Below are 24,534 nucleotides of genomic sequence, written 5' to 3' on the forward strand. Positions count from 1 at the left end.
CGCTTGATTTCACACAACTGCCGACTTGGCAGCACGCAACACCCGGTCGGACAATTCGCCAGGCCCCAAGGCCCGCGCCAGCGCCAGACCACCTATCATCAGCGCCAAGTCAGCCAGCGCCACATCGCCCTCTTCCGGCGCCCCGCTCATTTGCGCGGTCATCAACTCGATGTGTTCAGCCAGGGTCTGGCGAAAACCATCCGGCAACCGCGCAATTTCCGCCAGCGAACTCGGTAGCGGGCAGCGCTCGTCATTGTCGTCACGGTGCCTGCGCGAAAGGTAGAACGCGGCCAAGAGCACTCGGCGCTCTCTACCTGTCAGGCTCTGATCGACCTGCGCCAGTCGCTCGCGCCGCACCCGCAGCAACAGGCGAAAGGCCTCGAGCATCAGCGCGTCCTTGCTGGCGAAGTGCGCATAGAAGCCGCCGACCGTCAGACCCGCTTCCGCCATGACCTCAGCCACCGCCGGGTCACCAGGCCCGCGCTCTGCGAGCACTCGCCCTGCCGCAGCGAGAATGCGCTTACGAGTTTCACTCTTGCGTTCGCTCATGATCGCGCCCTTGATATGATGAATACAATATTACGACCATCATATTAATTTGCAAGTCAGCTGTTCGACCGCCGGTCAGCATTACCAGGCAGCCGCACCAGCATCGGAAAAAGAAGGGGCGAAAACAAAAAGGGGCCACTTCCGAAGAAGTGACCCCTGGGTCCCGCAAACGCGGCAAGAAAAATGGCGTCCCCTAGGGGACTCGAACCCCTGTTACCGCCGTGAAAGGGCGGTGTCCTAGGCCACTAGACGAAGGGGACGAAACCTTCGAACGACAAGGCCAGCACTAGGCTGGCCTTGAGTGTGATTGGTGGAGCTAAACGGGATCGAACCGTTGACCTCTTGCATGCCATGCAAGCGCTCTCCCAGCTGAGCTATAGCCCCGAAACCTTGCGGTCGGTTCGCAACACTTGAGCGCTGCGACTGGAAAATGGCGTCCCCTAGGGGACTCGAACCCCTGTTACCGCCGTGAAAGGGCGGTGTCCTAGGCCACTAGACGAAGGGGACAAAACCTTCGAAGAACAAGGCCAGCACTAGGCTGGCCTTGTCAGTGTTTGGTGGAGCTAAACGGGATCGAACCGTTGACCTCTTGCATGCCATGCAAGCGCTCTCCCAGCTGAGCTATAGCCCCGAAACCTTTCGGTCTGGCTGTAGCGCCTGAGCGCTACGGCTGGAATAATTGGCGTCCCCTAGGGGACTCGAACCCCTGTTACCGCCGTGAAAGGGCGGTGTCCTAGGCCACTAGACGAAGGGGACGCAAAACCCCTGATCGTGAACCGACTTACATCGATTCTGGCACTCCCGAAGGAGCCGAGATTGGTGGAGCTAAACGGGATCGAACCGTTGACCTCTTGCATGCCATGCAAGCGCTCTCCCAGCTGAGCTATAGCCCCATCTCGAGGACGGGGCGCATGTTAAGAGCGCCCCGAATGGCTGTCAACAACATTTTTCCTGCCAGCCCAAAGTTTTTGCCACTAGAACAATTACTTAGAGCCAACCCGACAATCAAACGCCGACCTGACCCTAGGGTACGCCGCGCGCACCGATGCTCAACGGCACGACACCTGGCGCACACAGCGCCCCTACAAAGCCATCAACCGATGGCGGCCAGCAGCTTCTCCCACTCCTTGGCCTCTTTCTTCGAGGTGCCGCCGAGCAACTCCAGCGCCTGACGCAGGCGGAAGCGCGTCAGGTCAGGGCCGAGGATTTCCATGGCGTCGAGCACGGAAACCGAGCTGGCCTGGCCGGTGATCGCCGCGAACATCAGCGGCATGGCATCACGCAGCTTCAGCTCCAGATGCTCGACCACCGCCTGAATGCAACCGGTGATGCGATCCTTTTCCCACTGACGCAGCGACTCGAGCTTCCACAGGATCAGTTGCATCAGCTGGCGCACCTGATCGGCCGAGAGTTTCTTGTGCTCGAACAGCTTGGCGTCCAGATTCAGGCCACCGGAGAAGAAGAAGCCCGCCAGCGGTGCGATCTGGCTGAACGTCTCCACCCTGCCCTGAACGTGCGGCGCGATCTTCATCAGGTAGTCGGGATTGAGCGCCCACTTCTGCACTTCGGCAGCGAAGGTTTCTACCGGCAGCTCGCGCAGCCATTGGCCGTTGAGCCAGGACAGCTTCTCCAGGTCGAAGATCGGCCCGCCCAGCGACACGCGGTTGATGTCGAAGTGCTCGATCATCTCGGCGAGCGAGAACTTCTCGCGCTCGTCCGGCATCGACCAGCCCATGCGGCCGAGGTAGTTGAGCATGGCCTGCGGCAGGTAGCCCATGCGCTCGTAGAAGGTGATGCTGGTGGGGTTCTTGCGCTTGGACAGCTTGCTCTTGTCCGGATTGCGCAGCAGCGGCATGTAGCACAGCGCCGGCTGCTCCCAACCGAAGTATTCGTAGAGCTTGATCAGCTTGGGCGCCGACGGTAGCCACTCCTCGCCACGCAGCACATGGGTGATGCCCATCAGGTGGTCATCGACCACGTTGGCCAGGAAGTAGGTGGGCAGGCCGTCGGCCTTCATCAGCACCTGCATGTCCATGCGATCCCATGGGATCTCGACGTTGCCACGCAGCATGTCCGGCACCACGCAAACGCCTTCGCTCGGTACCTTCATGCGCACCACATGGGACTCGCCTGCGGCGATGCGGCGCTGCGCCTCGGCCGGCTCCAGATGCATGCAGTGACCGTCGTAGCGCGGGGTTTCCTTGTTGGCCATCTGCTGCGCGCGCACTTCGTCGAGGCGCTCGGCTGAGCAGAAGCACGGGAAGGCATGGCCTTTGCCGACCAGCTCGTCCGAGTATTTCTTGTAGATCTCGCCACGCTCGCTCTGCCGGTACGGACCGTGCGGGCCGCCAACATCCGGGCCCTCGTCCCATTCGATGCCCAGCCAGCGCAGTGCATCGAAAATCTGCTGTTCGGACTCACGAGTCGAGCGAACCTGGTCGGTGTCTTCGATGCGCAGGATGAACTGGCCACCGTGCTGACGAGCGAAGCACAGGTTGAACAACGCGATATAGGCGGTGCCGACATGGGGGTCGCCAGTGGGCGATGGCGCGATACGGGTACGGACGGTGGTCATGAATGCTCTCGGAAGGAAGACACGAGGTTTGAATCAAGCGGGCGATGTTAGCAGGCCGACGGCCCCCGGCTCCAGCAACCCGCCACGGGTGATCGGCAAGCTGGCGATGAGGAAGTCGAGAAAGGTCTTGACCTTCATCGCCTGGAAGCGCCGCGAAGGGTAGATGGCGTACACCTCTCCCACCGGCAGGCGCGCCTCGGGCAGCAGCTCGACCAGACGCCCGCTGCGCACCGCCTCCTCACTGATCATCACCGGCAACCCGCAAATCCCGGCTCCTGCCAGCGTCGCCTCACGGGCGAAGGTGATGTTGTTGCAGGTCATCACCCGCTGGCACGGCAGATGCTCGCCCAACAGCGGCCAGTAACGCGGAGCGTCATGCTGCAGGAGTATCGCCCGATGCCCCTCCAGCCCGGCAACGCTGCGCGGCGTCCCGTGCGCAGCGAGATACGCAGGACTGGCGCACAGACGCCGGCCACTTTCGAACAACTTGCGCGCGATCAGCGTGGAGTCCTGCGGCTGGCCGACCTGGATGGCGATATCCACGCCCTCCTCCAGAGGGTCCACGGATCGCGAAGTCAGCTCCACCTCGGCGTCGATCTGCGGGTACTGACGCATGAACTCGCCCAGCACTCGCCCGAGAAACAGCTGGCCGAACTCGATCGGTGAAGTGATGCGTAGCAGTCCGGACGGCTCGCGCTGCAGTTGCATCACTGCCTGCTCGGCCTCGGCGAAGTCGAGCATGATCTGCCGGCAACGCTCGTAGTAAGCCTGCCCCACCTCGGTCAGGCGCAACTTGCGCGTGGTGCGATTGAGCAGACGTACGCCAAGACGCTCTTCCAGCAACGCGATACGCCGGCTCACCGTCGATTTCTGCATCCCCAGGCTGGTCGCCGCCTGCGTGAAACTGTGGCACTCCACCACCCGGGTGAAAATCAAAGCATCATCCAGCCCCATGATTGTTCCTCATACGCAACAAAGCATGCCAAGCCGAGAGTCTACTAGCGAAAAGGGAACGCTGTTAAATTTACTTACATTTCTCCGACGCATCCCGAGCCTCAAGCATGCCCGCCAAACTGCAACGCCGCCTTCTTGTATTCGTGATCCTGCTGGCGTTGATCGCCGGCGCCCTGCTCGCCCACTGGCTACTGATCGGTCGCTACCACGAGAGCACGGACAACGCATACGTGCAGGGCGAGATCACTCGCGTCTCCAGCCAGTTGAACGCACGAATCGAGAAAGTACTGGTACGTGACAACCAACACGTGGAGGCCGGCCAACTGCTGGCCGTTCTGGAGGACGCCGACTTCCGGCTGGCTCGCCAGCGCGCCCTCGCGGCTCTGCAAACCCATCAGGCCGAGCGCGCCCAGGCGCAGAGCAAACTCGACCAGCAGGCCAGCCTGATTGCCGCCAGCCAGGCCGACGTCGCCGCCAGCCAGGCCACACTGGACCGCTCCAGGCTCGATCTCGGCCGCGCACAGGCCCTGCGCAAACCGGGTTACGTCTCCGAAGAACGCGTCACTACCCTGGCCGCCGACAACCGCGTAGCCCGCTCGCAAGTAGCCAAAGCCCAGGCCGACCTACAGGCTCAGCGTCAGCAGATCGCCAGCCTGGAAGCCGAGCTCAAGCGCCTGGACGCACTGATTCTTTCCGCCCAGGCCGACCTGGAACAGGCCGACCTCAACCTCTCGCGCACGCAAATCCATGCGCCAATCAGCGGCCTTGTCGGCCAACGCTCCGCGCGCGAAGGCCAGGTGGTGCAGAGCGGCGCCTACCTGCTGTCGCTGGTGCCGGATCAGGACATCTGGATCCAGGCCAACTTCAAGGAAACCCAGATCGGCCGCATGCGCCCGGGACAGAAAGCCCAATTGTTGTTCGACAGCTACCCCGATACGCCGATCGAAGGCCGCATCGACAGCCTGTTCGCCGCCTCCGGCGCGCAGTTCAGCCTGCTGCCGCCGGACAACGCGACCGGCAACTTCACCAAGGTGGTGCAGCGCATTCCGGTCAAGCTGACCTTCGCCGCCGACAATCCGCTGCACGGTCTGATCCGCCCCGGTATGTCGGTGGAAGTCAGCGTCGACCTGCGTGGCGACGAACACCATGGCGGGTGATGCGCTGACCCGCCCCACGGCGGAACCCAGCCGCCGCGACTGGATCGCAGTGATGAGCGCCATGCTCGGCGCCTTCATGGCGGTGCTGGATATCCAGATCACCAACTCCTCGCTCAAGGACATCCAGGGCGCGCTGTCCGCCACGCTGGAAGAAGGCTCGTGGATATCCACCTCCTACCTGGTGGCCGAGATCATCATGATTCCGCTGACCGCCTGGCTGGTGCAGCTGCTCTCGGCGCGGCGCCTGGCGGTTTGGGTGTCGGTGGGCTTTCTGATCGCATCCTTGCTCTGCTCCCTGGCCTGGAGCCTGGAGAGCATGATCGTGTTCCGCGCACTGCAGGGCTTCACTGGCGGCGCACTGATCCCACTGGCGTTCACCATGACGCTGATCAAACTGCCCGAGCATCACCGCGCCAAGGGTATGGCCCTGTTCGCCATCACAGCCACCTTCGCCCCCTCCATCGGCCCGACGCTGGGCGGCTGGCTGACCGAGAACTGGGGCTGGGAATACATCTTCTACATCAACGTGCCGCCCGGCCTGATCATGATTGCCGGCCTGCTCTATGGCCTGGAAAAGAAGGCGCCGCACTGGGAACTGCTGAAGACCACCGACTACGCCGGCATCGTCACCCTGGGTCTAGGCCTGGGCTGCCTGCAGGTATTCCTCGAGGAAGGTCATCGCAAGGACTGGCTGGAGTCGCAGCTGATCGTGGGGCTCGGCAGCGTCGCGCTGGTCAGCCTGATCCTGTTCGTGATCCTGCAGCTCTACCGCCCCCACCCGCTGATCAACCTCGGCGTACTGCGCGAACGAAACTTCGGCCTGGCCAGCATTTCCAGCCTGGGCCTGGGCGTCGGTCTCTACGGCTCGATCTACGTACTGCCGCTGTACCTGGCGCAGATCCAGGGCTACAACGCCATGCAGATCGGTGAAGTGATCATGTGGATGGGCGTGCCGCAGCTATTTCTGATTCCGCTGGTGCCCAAGCTGATGAAGATCATCTCGCCGAAATGGCTGTGTGCCCTGGGTTTTGCCCTGTTCGGCGCGGCGAGCTTCTTCTCCGGGGTACTCAACCTGGACTTCGCCGGCGAACAGTTTCAGCACATCCAGATCATCCGCGCCCTGGGCCAGCCGTTGGTGATGGTCACGGTTTCACTGATCGCCACCGCCTACATCCTGCCGCAGGACGCCGGCTCGGCCTCCAGCCTGTTCAACATCCTGCGCAACCTCGGCGGCGCCATCGGCATCGCCCTGCTCGCCACCTTGCTCGACGCACGCGCCAAGGTCTACTTCGACTACCTGCGCGAATCCATCGTGCCGACCAACCCGCAGGTCGAAGAGCGCCTGCACCTGCTGACGCAGACGCTGGGCAGCGAACAGGCCGCCCTGGCCAAACTCAGCCAGATCGTGCACGAACAAGCGATCATCATGGCCTACAACGACGCCTTCCATTTCATCGGCATCGCCCTGGGCGTGAGCATGCTGGCAATCCTGCTGACGCGAAAGCTGCCGCAGAACATGGCAGGCGGTAGCGCGGCGCATTGAACCTACTTTGCAGGAGCCGCGCCCCGCAGCGAATCGAGAGAACACCGCAAAGCCAAAAGCTTCGCGCCGGGGCGGGGCGGGGCTCGAACAGGACCGTAGCCCGGATGTAATCCGGGGAGCCCGGGCTGCTGGCCCCGGATTGCATCCGGGCTACGCGGTCTGCGGTATCAACCTTTGTGGGAGGCGCTTTAGCGGCGATGGTTTGTCGCGGCTGAAGCCGCTCCTACACACATTCCACAGTCACCGCCCCCTGACGGAGCCGCGCCACGCGGCGAATCGAGAGAACACCGCAGAGCCAAAAGCTTCGCCCCGGGGCGGGGCTCCTACACGGCAACCCCGCGCCACGCGGCAACATCAAACCTGCAACAACCGATCCCTCAGCTTCTGAATCTCGTCACGCAACTGCGCTGCGGCCTCGAACTCCAGGTCGCGCGCCAGGGCGTACATCTTCTCTTCCAGCTGACGAATACGCTTGGTGATCTCGCTCGGCGAGCGCAGCTCGTTCTCGTAACGCGCGCTCTCCTCCGCCGCCTTGGCCATGCCCTTGCGCTTGTTGCTGCGCGAACCTGGCACCACGGCACCTTCGAGGATGTCCTTGACGTCCTTCTGCACGCCCTTGGGCACGATGCCATTGGCTTCGTTGAAGGCGATCTGCTTGGCACGGCGCCGTTCGGTCTCGCCGATGGCGCGCTGCATCGATCCGGTCATGTTGTCGGCGTAGAGAATCGCCCGGCCGTTGAGGTTACGCGCCGCGCGACCGATGGTCTGGATCAGCGAACGCTCACTACGCAGGAAGCCTTCCTTGTCCGCATCGAGAATCGCCACCAGCGACACCTCGGGCATGTCCAGACCCTCGCGCAGCAGGTTGATGCCCACCAGCACATCGAAGGCGCCGAGGCGCAGATCGCGAATGATCTCCACCCGCTCGACGGTATCGATGTCCGAATGCAGGTAGCGCACCTTGACGTCATGGTCACCCAGGTAATCGGTCAAATCCTCGGCCATACGCTTGGTCAGGGTCGTGACCAATACGCGGTCCCCTGCCGCCACGCGCAAACGAATCTCCGAAAGCAGATCATCGACCTGAGTGCGCGCCGGACGCACCTCGATCTGCGGGTCGACCAAGCCCGTCGGTCGCACCAACTGCTCTACCACGCGCCCGGCATGCTCGCCCTCATATGGCCCAGGCGTAGCGGAGACGAAAATGGTCTGCGGGCTGGCCGCCTCCCACTCCTCGAAGCGCATCGGTCGGTTATCCAGCGCAGAAGGCAGACGGAAGCCGTACTCCACCAGCGTCTCCTTGCGCGAGCGGTCGCCCTTGTACATCGCGCCGACCTGCGGCACCGAGACGTGGGACTCGTCGATCACCAGCAGCGCCTCGTCCGGCAGATAGTCATAAAGAGTGGGCGGCGGCGCGCCGGATGGGCGACCCGACAGATAACGCGAGTAGTTCTCGATGCCGTTGCAGTATCCCAGCTCGAGGATCATCTCCAGATCGAAGCGCGTGCGCTGCTCCAGACGCTGCGCCTCCACCAGCTTGTTCGCCCCACGCAGGTACTCCAGGCGCTGCTGCAGTTCGACCTTGATGTGCTCGACAGCCTCCAGCAGCGTTTCACGCGGCGTGACGTAGTGGCTCTTGGGATAGAAGGTGAAGCGCGGCAGCTTCTGGATCACCTCACCGGTCAACGGGTCGAAGGCGCTGATACTCTCCACCTCGTCATCGAACAGCTCGACGCGAATGGCTTCGAGATCCGACTCCGCCGGGAAGACATCGATCACATCGCCACGCACGCGGAAGGTGGCACGAGCGAAATCCATATCGTTGCGCGTGTACTGCAGCTCGGCCAGGCGCCGCAGCAGCGCGCGCTGATCCATCTTGTCGCCACGGTCGAGGTGCAGCACCATTTTCAGGTACTCCTCGGGGCTGCCCAGGCCATAGATAGATGACACGGTGCAGACCACGATGACGTCCTTGCGCTCGATCAGTGCCTTGGTCGCCGACAGGCGCATCTGCTCGATGTGATCGTTGATCGAGGCATCCTTCTCGATGAAGGTGTCCGAAGACGGCACATAGGCTTCCGGCTGGTAGTAGTCGTAGTAGGAGACGAAGTACTCCACCGCATTGTTCGGGAAGAACGCCTTGAACTCGCCATAAAGCTGCGCAGCCAGGGTCTTGTTCGGCGCCAGAACCAGCGTCGGGCGCTGCACTTGAGCGATCACGTTGGCGATGGAGAAGGTCTTGCCCGAGCCGGTCACGCCCAGCAGGGTCTGGTGCGACAGACCAGCCTCCAGCCCCTCGACCATCTGCCGGATCGCCTCGGGCTGATCGCCGGCAGGTTTGAAGCGGGTCACCAACTGAAACTCGGACATGCAGTACCTCGACAAATGGCTGTGACGCATCCTCTCGGACTGCGTCAAAAGCCATGAATTGCGGGGCGATTCAGCGATAGTTCCAGGTAGAGTCAAATTACCTGGCAAAAGGCCTTAATTCAGGGCTTTGCGCTGTCGCCCCCTGGATTCAGGGCCGTTATACTAACGCCCCGTTTACGCGCCCCCTAGCGCTTTTGTCGGGGACGCCTGGCCACCCACCCCTCACTCGAGTTGCCGCACCCATCATGAGTCTCTTCTCTGCCGTCGAAATGGCTCCGCGCGATCCCATCCTGGGCCTCAACGAAGCATTCAACGCTGACACCCGCACCACCAAGGTCAATCTTGGCGTGGGCGTCTACTACAACGAGGAGGGGCGAATTCCGCTGCTGCGCGCCGTCGCAGAAGCCGAAAAAGCGCGTATCGAGGCCCACGCGCCGCGTGGCTACCTGCCGATCGAAGGCATCGCCGCCTATGACAAGGCCGTGCAAGAACTGCTGTTCGGCAAGGGCGCTGCGCTGATCGAAGCCGGCCGTGTGATCACCACCCAGGCCCTGGGCGGTACTGGCGCACTGAAAATCGGCGCCGACTTCCTCAAGCGCCTGCTGCCGGACGCCACCGTGGCCATCAGCGACCCGAGCTGGGAAAACCACCGTGCCCTGTTCGAGTCCGCCGGCTTCCCGGTGCAGAACTACCGCTACTACGATCCGTTCAGCAACGGCGTGAACCGTGGCGGCATGCTCGAAGACCTGCGCAACCTGCCGGCCCGCTCCATCGTCGTACTGCACGCCTGCTGCCACAACCCGACTGGCGTCGACCTGCAGCTGGAAGACTGGAAGGCCGTGCTGGATGTGCTGCGCGAGCGCGAGCACGTACCCTTCCTCGACATCGCCTACCAGGGCTTTGGTGACGGCATCGAGCAGGACGCCGAAGCCGTGCGCCTGTTCGCCGAGTCGGGCCTGGAGTTCTTCGTCTCCAGCTCCTTCTCCAAGTCGTTCTCGCTGTACGGTGAGCGTGTCGGCGCCCTGTCGCTGGTCACCAGCAGCCGTGAAGAGTCGACTCGCGTCCTGTCGCAGCTCAAGCGCGTGATCCGCACCAACTACTCCAACCCGCCGACCCACGGTGCCACCGTGGTCGCCAGCGTACTCAACAGCCCCGAGCTGCGCGCCATGTGGGAAGCCGAGCTGGGCGAAATGCGTGACCGCATTCGCAGCATGCGCCTGGCCATGGTCGAGCAACTGGCCGCACTGGGCGCCAAGCGCGATTTCGGCTTCGTCGCCGAGCAGCGCGGCATGTTCTCCTACTCCGGCCTCACCGTGGAGCAGGTAGAGCGCCTGAAGGAAGAGTTCGGCATCTACGCCGTCGGCACCGGCCGCATCTGCGTCGCCGCGCTGAACAAAGGCAACCTGGACAGCGTTACCCGCGCGATCCACGCCGTGCTGTAAGCCCTAGTGATAAACAAAAACGCCGGCCCATGAGCCGGCGTTTTTGCATGCCCCAACAGTCACTGTAGGAGCGGCTTCAGCCGCGATCCACCACTGCTGTCGCGGCTAAAGCCCCTCCCACGACACCACCGCTGAACACCCCGAATTCTGACCACATAGATATCGCGGCAAAGTGTTGACTTCTCTTTTTTAATCAGTAACATACGCGCCGTTGTTCCGCGATAGCTCAGTCGGTAGAGCAAATGACTGTTAATCATTGGGTCCCTGGTTCGAGTCCAGGTCGCGGAGCCAAATTCAAGAACCCAGCCTAACCGCTGGGTTTTTTATTGCCTGCGGACTCTCACCAGGGACCATGTCCCAGGTTATTCGCTTCGCTCACCCCTCCGGGGCCGCGCTGAAGCGCGTTCAGTTGCGCTGTCGAGTCCAGGTCGCGGAGCCAAATTCAAGAACCCAGCCTAACCGCTGGGTTTTTTATTGCCTGCAGACTCTCACCAGGGACCATGTCCCAGGTTATTCGCTTCGCACACCCCTCCGGGGCCGCGCTAAAGCGCGTTCAGCTGCGCTGTCGAGTCCAGGTCGCGGAGCCAAATTCAAGAACCCAGCCTAACCGCTGGGTTTTTTATTGCCTGCGGACTCTCACCAGCCTGCGAAAAACCAGAAAAAACCCGCCGAGCGCAGGACGCAGGGCGGGTTCTTGTGCAACGTGAGGCCTTACAGCGTCACGGCAGCCGGCTCGGGCTCGGCGGCCATTTCAACGTCCGGCGCGACTTCGATGTGCTGCAGCTCGAGACGCTCGCTGCTCCACTGGCGAATGCGGTTGGTCAGCGCCAGGTCATCGTTCAGCTTCTGCCCGTAGGACGGGATGATGCCCTTCAGGCGCTCCTGCCACTCAGGGGTGGCGACCTTGTCGGCGAACGCCTTCTCGATCAGGTGCAGCATGATCGGCGCAGCAGTGGACGCACCCGGCGAGGCGCCCAGCAATGCGCTGATGCTGCCATCGGCAGAGGTCACCACTTCGGTGCCGAACTGCAGCACGCCACCCTTCTCGGCATCCTTCTTGATGATCTGCACGCGCTGGCCAGCATTGATCAGTTCCCAATCGGCATCCTGCGCCTGTGGGAAGTACTCGCGCAGCGAGGCCATGCGGTCTTCCTGGCTGAGCATCAGTTGACCCATCAGGTAGGTGCTCAACGACCAGTTGTCCATGCCGGCGTTGGCCATCGGCATGAAGTTGTCGGTGGTCATGCTGCTGAACATGTCGAGCAGCGAGCCGTTCTTGAGGAACTTGGTGGAGAAGGTGGCGAACGGGCCGAACAGCAACACGTTCTCGCCGTCGATCACACGGGTGTCCAGGTGCGGCACGGACATGGGCGGCGAGCCGACCGAAGCCTTGCCGTAAACCTTGGCCAGGTGCTGAGCCACGATGTCCTGGTTGCGCGTCATCAGGAACTGGCCACCGACCGGGAAGCCCGCGTAGCCCTCGGCTTCTTCGATGCCGGACTTCTGCAGCAGCTTGAGCGCGCCACCACCGGCGCCAATGAAGACGAAGCGCGCGTTGATGCTCTGCTCGGCGCCGTCCTTGGCCAGGTCGGCCACGGTCACGCGCCAGGTGCCGTCATCGTTGCGCTGCAGGTCGCGAACTTCGTGCTCCAGGTGCAGGCTGGCCTGCTCCTTGCCGATCAGCGAGTCGATCAGCTGACGGGTGATTTCGCCGAAGTTGACGTCGGTACCAATGGCCATGCGCGTGGCAGCGACCTTCTGCTGCGGATCACGACCTTGCATGACCAGCGGCACCCACTGCGCGATCTGCGCCTGGTCCTCGGTGAACTCCATGCCACGGAACAGGTTGCTATGCTGCAGCGCAGCATGGCGCTTGCGCAGGTATTCGACGTTGTCGTCACCCCAGACGAAGCTCATGTGCGGAGTGATGTTGATGAAGCTCTTGGGCTTGCTCAGCACCTCGCGTTCGACCTGAGTGGCCCAGAACTGCTTGGAGATCTCGAACGACTCGTTGATGGCGATGGCCTTGCTGATGTCGATGCCACCGTCGGCGGTTTCCGGGGTGTAATTCAGCTCGCAGAACGCCGAGTGGCCGGTGCCGGCGTTGTTCCAGCCGTTGGAGCTTTCGGCGGCTACCTTGTCGAGGCGCTCGTAGATTTCGATGCTCCAGTCCGGCTGCAGCTCGTGGAGGTAGGTGCCGAGGGTGGCGCTCATCACGCCAGCGCCGATCAGCAGCACGTCGACGGTTTTCTCGGGCTCGCGGGGCTTGGAGCAACCGATCACGCTGAGACAAAGCAGCGTCAGCAGGATTTTTTTCATGGGACAGTCCAGTTCATCGCACGACGACAACAGCCGTGCAGGCAAGGTTTCGGGCAGCGGCCGTTTGGGCCGCACATGGGCGATAGCCGCAGATCTGCGGCGCGGCGGGAGGAAGGGTGTTTCCAGGCCTCTTGGCGGGCGTATTCCGATCGCGCCGCGGACTGGAGCAATATGCGTGCCGCTGAAAGGATTCAGCAGCCCCGATGCGGCTTTCTGCCACACAGCAGATTCCAGGCTGGCGGGAACTCGCCAGATCCACGGGAGGAGCCCCCTGGAAATGGCGGAATCCCGCCCGAATCAGGCCAACAGCAGTGGCAATAGCAAGGCGGTGCCGATCCCCAGCAGGCTCATCGCCAGGGCGGCGAAAGCGCCGCACTCCTCGCCTTCCTGCAAGGCATGCGCGGTGCCGATGGCATGGGCGTTGATACCGTAACTCAGGCCACGAGCCGCCGGGTGATCCACCCCGGCCCAGCGCAGCAGCAGCGGCCCCATGGCCGTGCCGATCACGCCGGTAAGCATGACCATCACCGCCGCCAGCGAAGCGACACCGCCAATCTGCTCGGCCACCGGCATGGCAATCGGCATGGTCACGAACTTCGGCGCCAGGCTCATCACCACGCTCCAGTCGGCGCCCAGCGCCCAGCCGATGGCCAGGGTCAGCGCCACCGACAGTGCACCACCGGCCGTGAGGGTGATCATCACCGGCCAGAACAGTTGCCGGATGCGCTTGATGTTGTGCTGCAGCGGCACTGCCAGGGCCACGGTGGCCGGCCCCAGCAGCCAGGCCACGGGCTCGGCGCCGGCGCGGTAGGTGGCGTAATCCACCCCACAGAGCAGCAAGGTGGCGACGATCAGCGTCACCGATACCAGCACCGGCTGCAGCACCAGCCAGCCGCTGCGGCGATAGAGCCAGGCGGCGATCAGAAACGCCGCCAGCGTGAGGGCGATGGCGAACAGCGGATGATGAGTCAGCAGCGTCATCCCTTGCGCTCCTGACGGCGGATCAGCGTCTGCAGCAGCCAGCCGCAGAACGGCACGGTCACCAGCAGCGACAGCACCAGCGCCGTGGCGATCACCGGCAGCTCGCCGAGCAGCAGGTCACTGCTGGTCATGATCCCCGACGCCGGCACGGCCAGCAGCAGCGGCAGGTAAGGCAGCAAACCACCGGCGGCCTGCTGCAGCGGCTCGGGCACGGCGCCGCGCCACATCAGCCAGACCGAGAGCAGCAGCAGACCGATGATCGAGGCCGGCAGCATCGGCAACAGCCAGTGATTGAGAGCTACGCCGAACAACTGCAGCAATACCAGCCAGAACAGGCCACGCACCATCATGATCTCGACTCCTCCTTATGGCGCCCCCGACGAAACAGCGGACGCGGCTCGATAACCGAGCGACCATACAACACACTGAGCCCTTGCAGGCCCTTGAGTGCATCCTCCAGCGATTTGTCGGCGCGCACGGCGAAGGCATCGAAGCCGCACTGGCGCATGTGCGCCAGTTGGTCACGCAGCACATCGCCCACCGCGCGCAACTCACCGCGCCAGCCCAGACGCGTGCGCAGCAGGTAGGCCTGGCTGTAACCACGGCCATCGCGAAAGCTGGGGAAGTCGATGGCGATCAGCGGCAGGCTGGCGAGAAACGGCTGCAGCGCCTCCGGCTCGTCATCCACCTGCAACAGCAGGCCGTCGGCGCTCACCGCCCTGCCCTCCAATACCGCAGCAGGCTGCCGCTCGCGCCAGGCTGCCAACGGCAGGATCAGGGGTCCGTCACCCTCAGCGTCGAGTTGCCAGGGATCGTCGCGAACGATGCAGGCCTGGCCATCGACCAGGCGAATCAGGTTGTTCATGCCACCTCCTCGCGGCTGTACACGCGTTCCTTGAACGGTTCCAGGCCGATGCGCTGGACGGTGTCGAGAAAGCCCTCGTTCACCTCTCGGTAATCGACGTAGGTACGCACGATGCGCTCGATCACCTCGGGCACCTGTTCGGCGGCGAACGACGGGCCGATCACCTTGCCCAGCGCCGCCTGCTGGCCCTGGCTGCCGCCGAGGGTGAGTTGGTACCACTCGCTGCCGTTCTTATCGACGCCGAGGATGCCGATATTGCCGATATGGTGATGGCCGCAGGCGTTCATGCAGCCGGAGATGTTCAGGCTGATATCGCCGAGGTCATGCAGGTAATCGAGGTCGTCGAAACGCTGCTGGATGGCCTGGGCAATGGGGATCGACTTGGCGTTGGCCAGCGAGCAGAAGTCGCCACCGGGACAGGCAATGATGTCGGTAAGCAGGCCGGCGTTGGCCGTGCCCAGCCCCGCCGCCTGCGCCTCGCTCCAGAGCGCATGGAGATCGCTCTTACGCACGTCGGGCAGCACCAGGTTCTGTTCGTGGGCGACGCGAATCTCGCCGAAGCCGTAGCGCTCGCTCCAGTCGGCCAGCGTCTCCATCTGCTCGGCGCTGACGTCACCGGGCGGTGCACTGATGCCTGGTTTGGTCGACAGCACCACGCTGAGGTAGCCAGGCACCTGATGCGCCATGACGTTGCGCGACACCCAGCGGGCGAAGGCCTCGTCGCGCGCCAGGTGCGTGCCGAAGTCGAGGTCGAGGGCGTCCTGCGGCACGTAGGCCGGTTTGTGGAAGGAGGCGGCGACGCGCTGGTACTCGTCATCGGTGAGGCGCGCCGGGCCATCCTTGATCGGCTGCCACTCGCGCTCCACCTCGGCGGCGAAGGCGTCGATGCCGAGGGCCTTGACCAGAATCTTGATGCGCGCCTTGTACTTGTTGTCGCGCCGACCATGGCGGTTGTACACGCGCAGGATGGCCTCGACGTAGGACAGGCAGTCCTGCCAGTGCAGGCCCTCGCGCAGAGTCTGGGCGATGATCGGCGTGCGTCCCAGGCCACCGCCGACCAGCACACGCAGGCGCAGTTCATTGGCCTGGTCGCGGTAAAGCTGCAGGCCGATGTCATGCACCTGCACCGCTGCACGATCCTGTTCGGCCGCGCACAGGGCGATCTTGAACTTGCGCGGCAGGAACAGGAATTCCGGGTTGACCGTCGACCACTGACGGAGAATCTCGGCCAACGGGCGTGGGTCGAGGTACTCGTCGGCGGCCACCCCGGCAAAGGCTTCGGTGGTGATGTTGCGCACGCAGTTGCCGGAGGTCTGGATGGCATGCATGTCGTGCTCGGCCAGCCAGTCGAGAATGTCCGGCACGCGCTCCAGCTCGACCCAGTTGAACTGGATGTTCTGCCGTGTGGTGAAGTGCCCGTAGCCCCGGTCGTACTCACGGGCGATATGCGCCAGCGCGCGCATCTGCCTGGCTGACAACGTGCCGTAGGGAATCGCCACACGCAGCATGTAGGCATGCTTCTGCAGGTACAGGCCGTTCTGCAGGCGCAGCGGCAGGAACTCCTCCTCGCTCAGCTCGTCGGCCAGACGCCGCTGTACCTGGTCGCGGAACTGGGCGACGCGCTCGCGCACCAGCGCGCGGTCATAATCGTCGTATTGGTACATGCCGGCAGGCCTCCTGATCACGGGGCGTCGACTATGCCTGCCTGGGGTGTACCGAAAACAGCGCCAGAAAAGCCTTAAAAAACCGGATCAGATCGAGACGAGAGTGGCCGGCGCAGAGCACTGATTGGCGCGGCGCGATGTCGCAGGGCGATATCTGCATCGCTCGACATGAAGGCTCCTGGCGCCAGAAATGGCGCGGTTCGGCGGCCTGTCAGCGGTTTTACCCGGAGTACCACTAGATCATCTGATCCGCTTTTTTATCGAAAACCTGAGTCTGTTTTGCGAACAGCCCCACTCGGATCATGGCGCCAGCCTGATAAACGCCTGATGAGGGCACGACATGACCGATCTGATCCCCGTGCACAGCGTCGAGACCATCGACCCCGCCAAACCGATTCGCCTGACACCGGCCCAGGCCGGTGGCCCGATCCACACGCGCAGCTTCACCGGGCGCTTTCGCAACCTGCGCCTGCTGGGCGCCGGCCTGCTGTTCCTATTGTTCTTCGGCACCGCCTGGATCGACTGGAATGGCCGCCAGGCTGTGCTCTGGGATCTGGACAACCGCCAGTTCCATATCTTCGGCGCGACCTTCTGGCCGCAGGATTTCATCCTGCTCTCGGCGATCCTGATTATCGCCGCCTTCGGCCTGTTCTTCATCACCGTGCTGGCCGGCCGCGTCTGGTGCGGCTACGCCTGCCCGCAGAGCGTATGGACCTGGGTCTTCATGCGCGTCGAGCAGATCACCGAGGGCGACCGTGGCCAGCGCATCAAACTCGATGCCGCGCCCTGGTCGCTGCAGAAACTGGCCCGGCGCAGTGCCAAGCACGGCCTGTGGTTGGTGGTGAGCGTGATCACGGCGATGGCCTTTGTCGGTTACTTCACGCCGGTACGCCAGTTGACGCTCGACCTGGCGACCCTCGAAGTCGGCGCCACCACGGCGTTCTGGGTGCTGTTCTTCACTGCCGCCACCTACATCAACGCTGGCTGGCTGCGCGAGAAGGTATGCCGCGACATGTGCCCCTACTCGCGCTTCCAGAGCGTGATGTTCGACAGCGATACGCTGGTCATCTCCTACGACGCCGCCCGTGGCGAGAACCGTGGCCCGCGCCGCAAGGACGCCGACTACAAGGCCGAGGGCCTGGGCGACTGTATCGATTGCACGATGTGCGTACAGGTCTGCCCCACCGGCATCGACATCCGCGACGGCCTGCAGCTGGAATGCATCGGCTGCGGCGCCTGCATCGACGCCTGCGACAGCGTGATGGACAAGCTCAGCTATGCTCGCGGCCTGGTGCGCTACAGCTCCGAGAATGAGCTGGCCGGCGGCAAGACCCACTGGCTGCGCCCGCGCCTGATCGGCTATGCGGCGATGCTGGCGGTGATGATCGGCGCCTTCGTCTGGGCCCTGGCCGAGCGGCCGCTGATCTCCCTGGACGTGACCCGCGACCGTGGCCTATTCCGTGAGAACGCCCTGGGCCAGATCGAGAATATCTACAGCCTGAAGATCATCAACAAGACCCAGCAGCCACGCAGCTACGCCATCTCGCTGGCCCAGGCCGGCGACTTCGAACTGCATGGCCCGAGCACACTGAAGCTGGCGCCGGGGGAGATTCGCGACCTGCCGGTGAGCGTCGCGCTGACGGCATCGCACAATGCGGCCGGGCCGCAAACCCTGCGTTTCGAGGTACGCGACCAGGACGATTCACAAAGCCGCGTGAGCACCCAGAGCACCTTCCTGGCGCCGCTGCGCTAGCGCTTCGTCCCGAGGCGAATGGGCCACCCGCGCCGTAGCCCGGATGCAATCCGGGGGCGCACATCGAATCGCCCCGGATTGCATCCGGGCTACGGTTGCTACACACCTTGTAGGAGCGGCTGGGCGGCATTCCGTTTTATCCGCGAAACCGGCGCACCGCATCAATCGCGGATGAATCCGCTCCTACAGCCGCTGTACGTCCCCTTCACGAGGCACTGCCATGTCTGCCGCTCACCCCGTAAAGTGTTCGCCCGTACCCTTTGCGTCGGTGAACCAGGACAGGATGAAACGCTACGAAAAATTCGCCGACGAGATCGCCGAGCTGATCCGCACCGGCGTGCTCGGCCCTGGCGAGAAGGTGCCCTCGGTGCGCCATGCCAGCCGCACCTACGGCGTCAGCCCGTCCACCGTGTTCCAGGCCTACTACCTGCTGGAGGATCGCGGCCTGATCCAGGCGCGGGCGCGCTCGGGCTACTTCGTCCGCGAACACGCCAAACGCCCGCTGCACGAGCCGGAACTGACCGCCCACGCAGCGCAGACCACCGAGGTGGACGTCAGCGAGCTGGTGTTTTCCGTACTCGCTTCGTTGAAAGATCCGCACACCGTGCCCTTCGGCTCGGCATTCCCCAGCCCCGACCTGTTCCCCCTGCCGCGCCTGGCCAAGAGCATGGCGCACGCGCTGCGCAGGCTCTCGCCGCACGAGATCATCGCCGACATGACCGCCGGCAACGCCGACCTGCGCCGGCAGATCGCCCTGCGTTACATGGTCAGCGGCGTGATGCTGCCGATGGAGGAGCTGGTGATCAGCAACGGCGCCATGGAGGCGCTCAACCTCTGCCTGCAGTGCGTGACCCAACCGGGCGACCTGGTGGCCATCGAGTCGCCGACCTTCTACGCCTGCCTGCAGGTGCTGGAGCGGCTAAAGCTCAAGGCCGTGGAGATTCCCGTGCACCCGCGCGAAGGCATCGACCTGGGCGCCCTGTCGGAGAGCCTCAAGCAACTGCCGATCAAGGCCTGCTGGTTCATGAGCAGCCTGCAGAACCCGCTGGGCGCGAGCATGAGCGAGACCAAGAAGCAGGCGCTGTACGAGCTGCTGGTCGAGCATCAGGTGCCACTGATCGAGGACGACGTATACGCCGAGCTTTACTTCGGCAGCCACCCGCCCAAGCCGGTGAAGAGCTTCGACCGTGAAGGGCTGGTGATGCATTGCAGCTCCTTCTCCAAGAGCCTGGCGCCGGGTTATCGCATCGGCTGGGTGGCCGGCGGGCGTTATGCCGAGCAGATCGCCCGACTCAAGCTGATGACCACCATCTCGCCTTCGGTGCCGGCCCAGGCGGCGCTGGCCGATTATCTGCAGCACGGCGGCTACGACCGTCACCTGCGCAAGCTGCGCCACGCCCTGGAAATGCAGCAGAGCGCGATGCTGGCCTCGGCTGCCCGGCACTTTCCTGCCAGCACGCGGGTCACGCGGCCGGCGGGCGGTTACTTCCTCTGGTTCGAATTCCCCGAGCGCCTGGACTCACTGCAACTGCTGCGTCTGGCGCTTGCCCAGGGCATCAGCCTGGCGCCGGGGCCGATATTCTCCGCCAGCCAGGGGTTTCGTCACTGCGCGCGGCTGAACTACGGCCACCCGTGGAGCCCGCGCAGCGAACAGGCCATGGAAGTACTCGGGCGCCTGGTGGCGGGGTTGTTGTAGCCCGGATGAAATCCGGGAGCCGGAGCAAGAATCGCCCCGGATTGCATCCGGGCTACGGTCTTGGTGCGCACGGCGACGCACCCTTACCTTCGGGCTACTTCCACCAGTACTCGACCTGCACGCCGAAATTGGAGCCGTTGCGCGCGCTGCCGAAGGCGCCGTTCTCGGATAATGCCGAGCCGTCGGCCAACAGGTTGGCGGCTTGCTGCGCCGCGCGGTTCCAGCTGGCGTAGGTGTAGTACAGGCGAATTTCCGGACGCGCCCAGAAACCGGGGCCGGCTGGCGACCAGGTCGGCGCGATGGTGAACTTGGTCAGCTTGCGCGTGCCGCCGGGCGCCTCGACCTGATCGCGGCCGATCTCGCCGACCAGCTTGAACTGCTCGGTGAAGGCATAGCTGGTACGCCCGCCGATGGACAGCCAGTTCTGGTCCGCACCGTCCGGGCGCTTGTCCTTCTGATAGACAAGCTGCACCTGGCCGCCAAGGCGCGGGGTCATCTGGAAGTCGAAGAACTCCACCAGGCGCCAGCTGCGGTTGCTGCTGTCGAGGGTCGGATCGCCGGTGTAACCCAGCGCGGTACCCGGCCCACGACCATATTGCAGAGCGACGGTGTTGACCCCACCGAGGAAGCCCTGCTGCTTGTGCTGTGCGGTCACCGCCCAGCCGCTGTGGCTGTCGGTGCTGTCCGGTTTGTCGATGTAGCTGACGCCCACTTCCAGCTCGCCACCCGGGTTGATCTGGAAGCCGCCAACGTTGAAATCGTGGCGGTTGATGTACGGTTCCTGGTCGTAGTTGTCCTTGCGCGAGAACACGTAGCTGTACTTGAGGTCGCCGATCTTCATCTCGTCGATACCGAAACCGGTGGAGCTCTGGTTCCAGTAGTAGAAATCGGTGATGTGGATGTCGTTACGCTTGTAGAAACGCCGCCCGGCCCACAGCGAACCGCCACCCAGCGCCGGCATGTTGCTCCACTCGGCGTACATCTGGTTCATCCGCGCGAAGCCGTAGTCGCCGGTGAACTTGGGCGTGTGGCCGTACTGGTTGTACAACTGCGCCATGCCTTCGACGCTGATCACCGAGCCATCGTCCAGGCGAAACAGATCCTGGCGCAGATCCAGTTCGATGTACTGCTCGCATTCGTTACCCAGGCGGTACTTGGACTGCGCGCCCGGCAACTGGAAACACTGCTGCGTGCCGCCGGTATCCGCACCACCGATGCCGCTGCGCACGTAACCGGTGAACTCGACGGCCTGCACCTGCGGCGTGGTCAAGGCCACGGCAACGGCAACGGCCAGTAGGTAGGGTTTCGCGGGGCCGCCCAGGCGGTGCGCACCAAGGAGTTGAGGGGCAGTTTGCTGTGTGGTCTTCATCGTTGCTCCTGATTGTTTTTATTGTTACGGATGCTGCGCAATAGCCGCCGCAGCGACGGTTTTTTTCGTTTCCTTGGTGCGCATGACGCACCCTATGTGACTGGGTGCGCCGCATAACCTGGATGCAATCCGGGCTACGCGGCTAACCGAGCTTGAACTGGGCCACCTTGTTGTCAGTGGCCTGGCGCTTTCCCGGGCGCAGGCGCTCGCCACTGCTGGCATCGAACAGCAGCACGCGTGCCGGATCGAACTGCAGATCCAGGCTGCTGCCCACTTGCGGCGTGGCATCAGGCGCCAGGCGGCAGCACACCTTGGTCTGGTTGAGGCTGACGAACACCAGGGTGTCCGGCCCCGTCGGCTCGACCACCTCGACCTCAGCGCGCAGGCTCGGCAGCGCTGCTGCGGCAGCGGCCAACTGGATCTGTTCAGGACGCACCCCAAGAATCAGCTCGCGCCCTTCCAGTTCGGCCGCCGCGCCCAGCGGTAGCTCGCAGCACGCCTGCCCCGGAGCGCCGGCCGCCGAATCCAGCCGCCCAAAGCACTGGCCATCGCGCACCTGCACGCGCAGTGGGATGAAGTTCATCGGCGGCGAGCCGATGAAGCTGGCGACGAACTGGTTGGCCGGATCGTTGTAGATCTCTTGCGGGGTGCCGAACTGCTGGATGATGCCGTCCTTCATCACCGCCACCTTGTCGCCCAGGGTCATGGCCTCGATCTGGTCGTGGGTGACGTACACCGTGGTGGTCTTCAGGCGCTGGTGCATCAGCTTGATTTCGGTGCGCATTTCCACGCGCAGCTTGGCGTCGAGGTTCGACAGCGGTTCGTCGAACAGATAGATCTTCGGCCGCCGCGCCAGCGCCCGGCCCATGGCCACGCGCTGCTGCTGGCCACCGGACAACTGGCCGGGCTTGCGACCCAGCAGATGCTCGATCTGCAGCAGCTTGGCCACGCGCGCTACCTCGGCCTCGATCTCGGCCGGCGGCAGCTTGCGCATCTTCAGACCGAAGGCGATGTTGTCCTTCACCGTCATGGTCGGGTACAGCGCGTAGGACTGGAACACCATGGCGATGTCGCGATCCTTCGGGCTCATGCCGCTGATGTCGGCGCCATCGATCAGGATCGCCCCGCCGCTGATGCTCTCCAGGCCGGCGATACAGTTCATCAGGGTGGATTTGCCGCAGCCGGAGGGGCCGACCAGGATCAGGAACTCGCCGGCGTCGATGGCCAGTTCGATGTTCTTCAGGGTGTCCGCCAGGCCGCTGCCGTAGGACTTGTTGACGTTGCGCAGTTCGAGGGTAGCCATGGTTATTACCTCAACCTTTGACGGCGCCGGCCGTCAGGCCGCGCAGGAAGTACTTACCGGCCAGGATGTAGACCAGCAGAGTGGGCAGCCCGGCGATCATCGCCGCGGCCATGTCGACGTTGTATTCCTTGGCCCCGGTGCTGGTGTTGACCAGGTTGTTCAGCGCCACGGTGATCGGCTGGGTGTCGCCGCTGGCGAACACCACGCCGAAGAGGAAGTCGTTCCAGATCTGGGTGAACTGCCAGATCAGGCTGACCATGATGATCGGCACCGACATCGGCAGCAGGATGCGCCCGAAGATGGTGAAGAAGCCGGCGCCATCGAGGCGCGCGGCGCGCACCAGCGCCTCGGGAATACTCACGTAGAAGTTGCGGAAGAACAGCGTGGTGAAGGCCAGGCCGTAGACCACGTGCACCAGCACCAGGCCTTCGGTGGTGTTGGCCAGGCCGAGCTGGCCGAGGGTGAAGGACGCCGGCAGCAGGATCACCTGGAACGGCAGGAAGCAGCCGAACAGCAGCAGGCCGAAGAACAGCTGCGAGCCGCGAAAGCGCCACATGGCCAGCACGTAGCCGTTCAGCGCGCCGAGCAGCGTGGAGATCAGCACTGCCGGGATGGTGATCTTCACCGAATTCCAGAAGTAGCCGCCGACGCCGTCCCAGGCCTTGACCCAGCCGATGACGGTGAACACGTCCGGGATCGACAGCAGGTTGCCGCTGCGGATGTCGTCGGGGGTCTTGAAGCTGGTCAGCAGCATCACCAGCAACGGTACCAGGTACACCGCGCAGGCCAGGATCAGGGTGGCGTGAATGGCCAGGCGGCTGAGGCTAACCGCCCTCATCCGGCGCTTCGCGCCACCTTCTCCCGGAGGGAGAAGGACATCAGAAGATCGTCGCTGCGCGACGCTCACACTAGTCATGGCGTTTGCCTCGCAGTTCGGAATACAGGTAGGGCACCAGGATCGCCAGCACCGCACCGAGCATCAGCATCGCGCTGGCGGCGCCGAGGCCCATCTGGCCGCGGGTGAAGGTGTGGGCGTACATGAACATCGCCGGCAGATCGGAGGCGTAGCCGGGGCCGCCGGCCGTCATCGAGGCGACTAGGTCGAAGCTCTTGATGGCGATATGGGCGAGGATCATCAGCGCGCTGAAGAACACCGGGCCAAGGCTCGGCAGGACGATGCGCAGGTAGATGCTCGGCAGGCTGGCACCATCGACCTGGGCGGCGCGGATGATCGATTGATCGACGCTGCGCAAGCCGGCGAGAAACAGCGCCATGACGAAGCCCGAGGATTGCCACACGGCAGCCATCACCAGGCAGTAGACGACGCGATCCGGGTCCACCAGCCAGTCGAAGCGAAAGCCCTCCCAGCCCCAGTCGCGCAGCAGCTTGTCCAGGCCCAGGCCGGGGTTGAGCAGCCACTTCCAGGCGGTGCCGGTGACGATCATCGACAGCGCCATGGGGTAGAGAAAGATGGTGCGGATAAAGCCTTCGCGGCGGATGCGCTGGTCCAGCAGCACCGCCAGAAACACGCCAATGACCAGGCTGATGGCGATGAACAGGCCGCCGAACAGCAGCAGGTTCTGGCTCGCCACCCACCAGCGGTCGTTGTCCCACAAGCGCGCGTACTGCTGCAGCCCGACGAAGTTGTAGCTGGGCATGAAACGCGAGTTGGTGAACGACAGCAGGAAGGTCCAGCCGATGTAGCCGTAGAAGCCCACCAGCACGATGACCATGCTCGGCGCCAGCACCAGCTTGGGCAGCCAGCGCTGCAGGACGTCCAGCGGTGAGGCTTTGGTGATGACTGCGGTTGAACTCATGGGTGACTCCATTGCGTCAACGGTGGAAACAAGCCCCCTCTCCCTCGGGAGAGGGTTGGGGTGAGGGGCGGCGGTGCGCTGAAAAATCCGAGTTGCCCAAAACCCTCACCCCCGGCCCCTCTCCCAGAGGGAGAGGGGTGGAAAGCACGGCGCGGCCGATCCCGTGGCGCAGGCATG

The 24,534-nt window shown here is 63.8% G+C and carries 18 protein-coding genes and 7 tRNA genes; 6 read left to right on the top strand and 19 right to left on the bottom strand.

What is annotated here, in order from left to right; translation table 11 throughout:
* Positions 1 to 9: 9 nt before the first annotated feature.
* The 9 genes from GV002_RS01070 to GV002_RS01110 all read right to left on the bottom strand — a co-directional run bounded on the left by GV002_RS01070 (position 10) and on the right by GV002_RS01110 (position 4,078).
* Positions 10 to 549 carry a TetR/AcrR family transcriptional regulator gene (locus GV002_RS01070; RefSeq protein WP_160016676.1) on the bottom strand — a complete coding sequence of 180 codons (540 nt, stop codon included), beginning with the start codon at positions 547 to 549 and terminating at the stop codon, positions 10 to 12.
* Between the two features lie 184 nt (positions 550 to 733).
* Positions 734 to 809, bottom strand: a tRNA-Glu gene (locus GV002_RS01075).
* 48 nt (positions 810 to 857) lie between these two features.
* Positions 858 to 933: transfer RNA gene (locus tag GV002_RS01080), tRNA-Ala, on the bottom strand.
* Between the two features lie 47 nt (positions 934 to 980).
* Positions 981 to 1,056 (bottom strand) — tRNA-Glu (locus GV002_RS01085).
* Between the two features lie 48 nt (positions 1,057 to 1,104).
* Positions 1,105 to 1,180 (bottom strand) — tRNA-Ala (locus GV002_RS01090).
* Positions 1,181 to 1,229: 49 nt separating this feature from the next.
* Positions 1,230 to 1,305, bottom strand: a tRNA-Glu gene (locus tag GV002_RS01095).
* Positions 1,306 to 1,366: 61 nt separating this feature from the next.
* Positions 1,367 to 1,442, bottom strand: a tRNA-Ala gene (locus GV002_RS01100).
* A gap of 200 nt (positions 1,443 to 1,642) precedes the next feature.
* Entirely contained in the window at positions 1,643 to 3,124 is a 1,482-nt protein-coding gene (gltX, locus tag GV002_RS01105; protein ID WP_160016677.1) for a glutamate--tRNA ligase, read from the bottom strand.
* Positions 3,125 to 3,157: 33 nt separating this feature from the next.
* Complete coding sequence (locus tag GV002_RS01110) at positions 3,158 to 4,078, bottom strand: LysR family transcriptional regulator (RefSeq protein WP_059391720.1); 921 nt, start codon at positions 4,076 to 4,078, stop codon at positions 3,158 to 3,160.
* Positions 4,079 to 4,185: 107 nt separating this feature from the next.
* Here GV002_RS01110 and GV002_RS01115 point away from each other — a divergent pair, with 107 nt between their 5' ends.
* The gene (locus GV002_RS01115) at positions 4,186 to 5,235 is read left to right on the top strand and encodes an HlyD family secretion protein (RefSeq protein ID WP_160016678.1); all 1,050 of its coding nucleotides are present in this window, start codon (positions 4,186 to 4,188) and stop codon (positions 5,233 to 5,235) included.
* Between the two features lie 49 nt (positions 5,236 to 5,284).
* Entirely contained in the window at positions 5,285 to 6,778 is a 1,494-nt protein-coding gene (locus GV002_RS01120; protein ID WP_178094572.1) for an MDR family MFS transporter, read from the top strand.
* Between the two features lie 354 nt (positions 6,779 to 7,132).
* Here the strand turns inward: GV002_RS01120 and uvrB are convergent, their stop codons facing one another.
* A complete protein-coding gene (gene uvrB, locus GV002_RS01125) occupies positions 7,133 to 9,148 on the bottom strand; it encodes an excinuclease ABC subunit UvrB (protein ID WP_160016679.1) in 2,016 nt (671 codons plus the stop codon).
* 245 nt (positions 9,149 to 9,393) lie between these two features.
* On the opposite strand from uvrB, the gene GV002_RS01130 reads away from it, so the two are divergent.
* The gene (locus GV002_RS01130) at positions 9,394 to 10,590 is read left to right on the top strand and encodes an amino acid aminotransferase (protein WP_143509988.1); all 1,197 of its coding nucleotides are present in this window, start codon (positions 9,394 to 9,396) and stop codon (positions 10,588 to 10,590) included.
* Between the two features lie 215 nt (positions 10,591 to 10,805).
* A tRNA-Asn gene (locus GV002_RS01135) sits at positions 10,806 to 10,881 on the top strand.
* Positions 10,882 to 11,301: 420 nt separating this feature from the next.
* Here the strand turns inward: GV002_RS01135 and GV002_RS01140 are convergent.
* The 5 genes from GV002_RS01140 to GV002_RS01160 all read right to left on the bottom strand — a co-directional run bounded on the left by GV002_RS01140 (position 11,302) and on the right by GV002_RS01160 (position 16,419).
* Positions 11,302 to 12,909 (bottom strand): malate:quinone oxidoreductase, encoded by a 1,608-nt coding sequence (locus tag GV002_RS01140; RefSeq protein ID WP_160016680.1) that lies wholly within the window; start codon positions 12,907 to 12,909, stop codon positions 11,302 to 11,304.
* Positions 12,910 to 13,206: 297 nt separating this feature from the next.
* A complete protein-coding gene (locus tag GV002_RS01145) occupies positions 13,207 to 13,890 on the bottom strand; it encodes an LrgB family protein (RefSeq protein WP_160016681.1) in 684 nt (227 codons plus the stop codon).
* A complete protein-coding gene (locus tag GV002_RS01150; protein WP_017674822.1) occupies positions 13,887 to 14,240 on the bottom strand; it encodes a CidA/LrgA family protein in 354 nt (117 codons plus the stop codon). Before GV002_RS01150 ends, GV002_RS01145 begins: the two co-directional genes overlap by 4 nt.
* A complete protein-coding gene (locus tag GV002_RS01155; protein WP_160016682.1) occupies positions 14,237 to 14,755 on the bottom strand; it encodes a DUF934 domain-containing protein in 519 nt (172 codons plus the stop codon). The genes GV002_RS01150 and GV002_RS01155 overlap by 4 nt, the downstream gene beginning before the upstream one ends.
* Positions 14,752 to 16,419 carry a nitrite/sulfite reductase gene (locus GV002_RS01160; RefSeq protein WP_160016683.1) on the bottom strand — a complete coding sequence of 556 codons (1,668 nt, stop codon included), beginning with the start codon at positions 16,417 to 16,419 and terminating at the stop codon, positions 14,752 to 14,754. The genes GV002_RS01155 and GV002_RS01160 overlap by 4 nt, the downstream gene beginning before the upstream one ends.
* Positions 16,420 to 16,759: 340 nt before the next feature.
* Here GV002_RS01160 and ccoG point away from each other — a divergent pair, with 340 nt between their 5' ends.
* Positions 16,760 to 18,172 carry a cytochrome c oxidase accessory protein CcoG gene (ccoG, locus tag GV002_RS01165; protein ID WP_160016684.1) on the top strand — a complete coding sequence of 471 codons (1,413 nt, stop codon included), beginning with the start codon at positions 16,760 to 16,762 and terminating at the stop codon, positions 18,170 to 18,172.
* Between the two features lie 283 nt (positions 18,173 to 18,455).
* A complete protein-coding gene (mapR, locus tag GV002_RS01170) occupies positions 18,456 to 19,868 on the top strand; it encodes a GntR family transcriptional regulator MpaR (protein WP_160016685.1) in 1,413 nt (470 codons plus the stop codon).
* Positions 19,869 to 19,962: 94 nt separating this feature from the next.
* Here mapR and GV002_RS01175 read toward each other — a convergent pair whose 3' ends face one another.
* From GV002_RS01175 to GV002_RS01190, 4 genes are all read right to left on the bottom strand, one after another.
* Entirely contained in the window at positions 19,963 to 21,237 is a 1,275-nt protein-coding gene (locus GV002_RS01175) for a maltoporin (protein WP_256667011.1), read from the bottom strand.
* A gap of 142 nt (positions 21,238 to 21,379) precedes the next feature.
* On the bottom strand, positions 21,380 to 22,540 hold the full coding sequence (locus GV002_RS01180) for an ABC transporter ATP-binding protein (protein WP_160016686.1): 1,161 nt from the start codon (positions 22,538 to 22,540) through the stop codon (positions 21,380 to 21,382).
* A gap of 10 nt (positions 22,541 to 22,550) precedes the next feature.
* Entirely contained in the window at positions 22,551 to 23,378 is an 828-nt protein-coding gene (locus GV002_RS01185) for a carbohydrate ABC transporter permease (RefSeq protein WP_160016687.1), read from the bottom strand.
* 70 nt (positions 23,379 to 23,448) lie between these two features.
* Positions 23,449 to 24,357, bottom strand: coding sequence for a carbohydrate ABC transporter permease (locus tag GV002_RS01190; protein ID WP_160016688.1), 909 nt, complete (start codon positions 24,355 to 24,357; stop codon positions 23,449 to 23,451).
* Between the last annotated feature and the right edge of the window lie 177 nt (positions 24,358 to 24,534).

Origin of the sequence: Pseudomonas sp. 8O (genome assembly GCF_902506495.1) — a bacterium.
GTDB lineage: Bacteria > Pseudomonadota > Gammaproteobacteria > Pseudomonadales > Pseudomonadaceae > Aquipseudomonas > Aquipseudomonas chaetocerotis.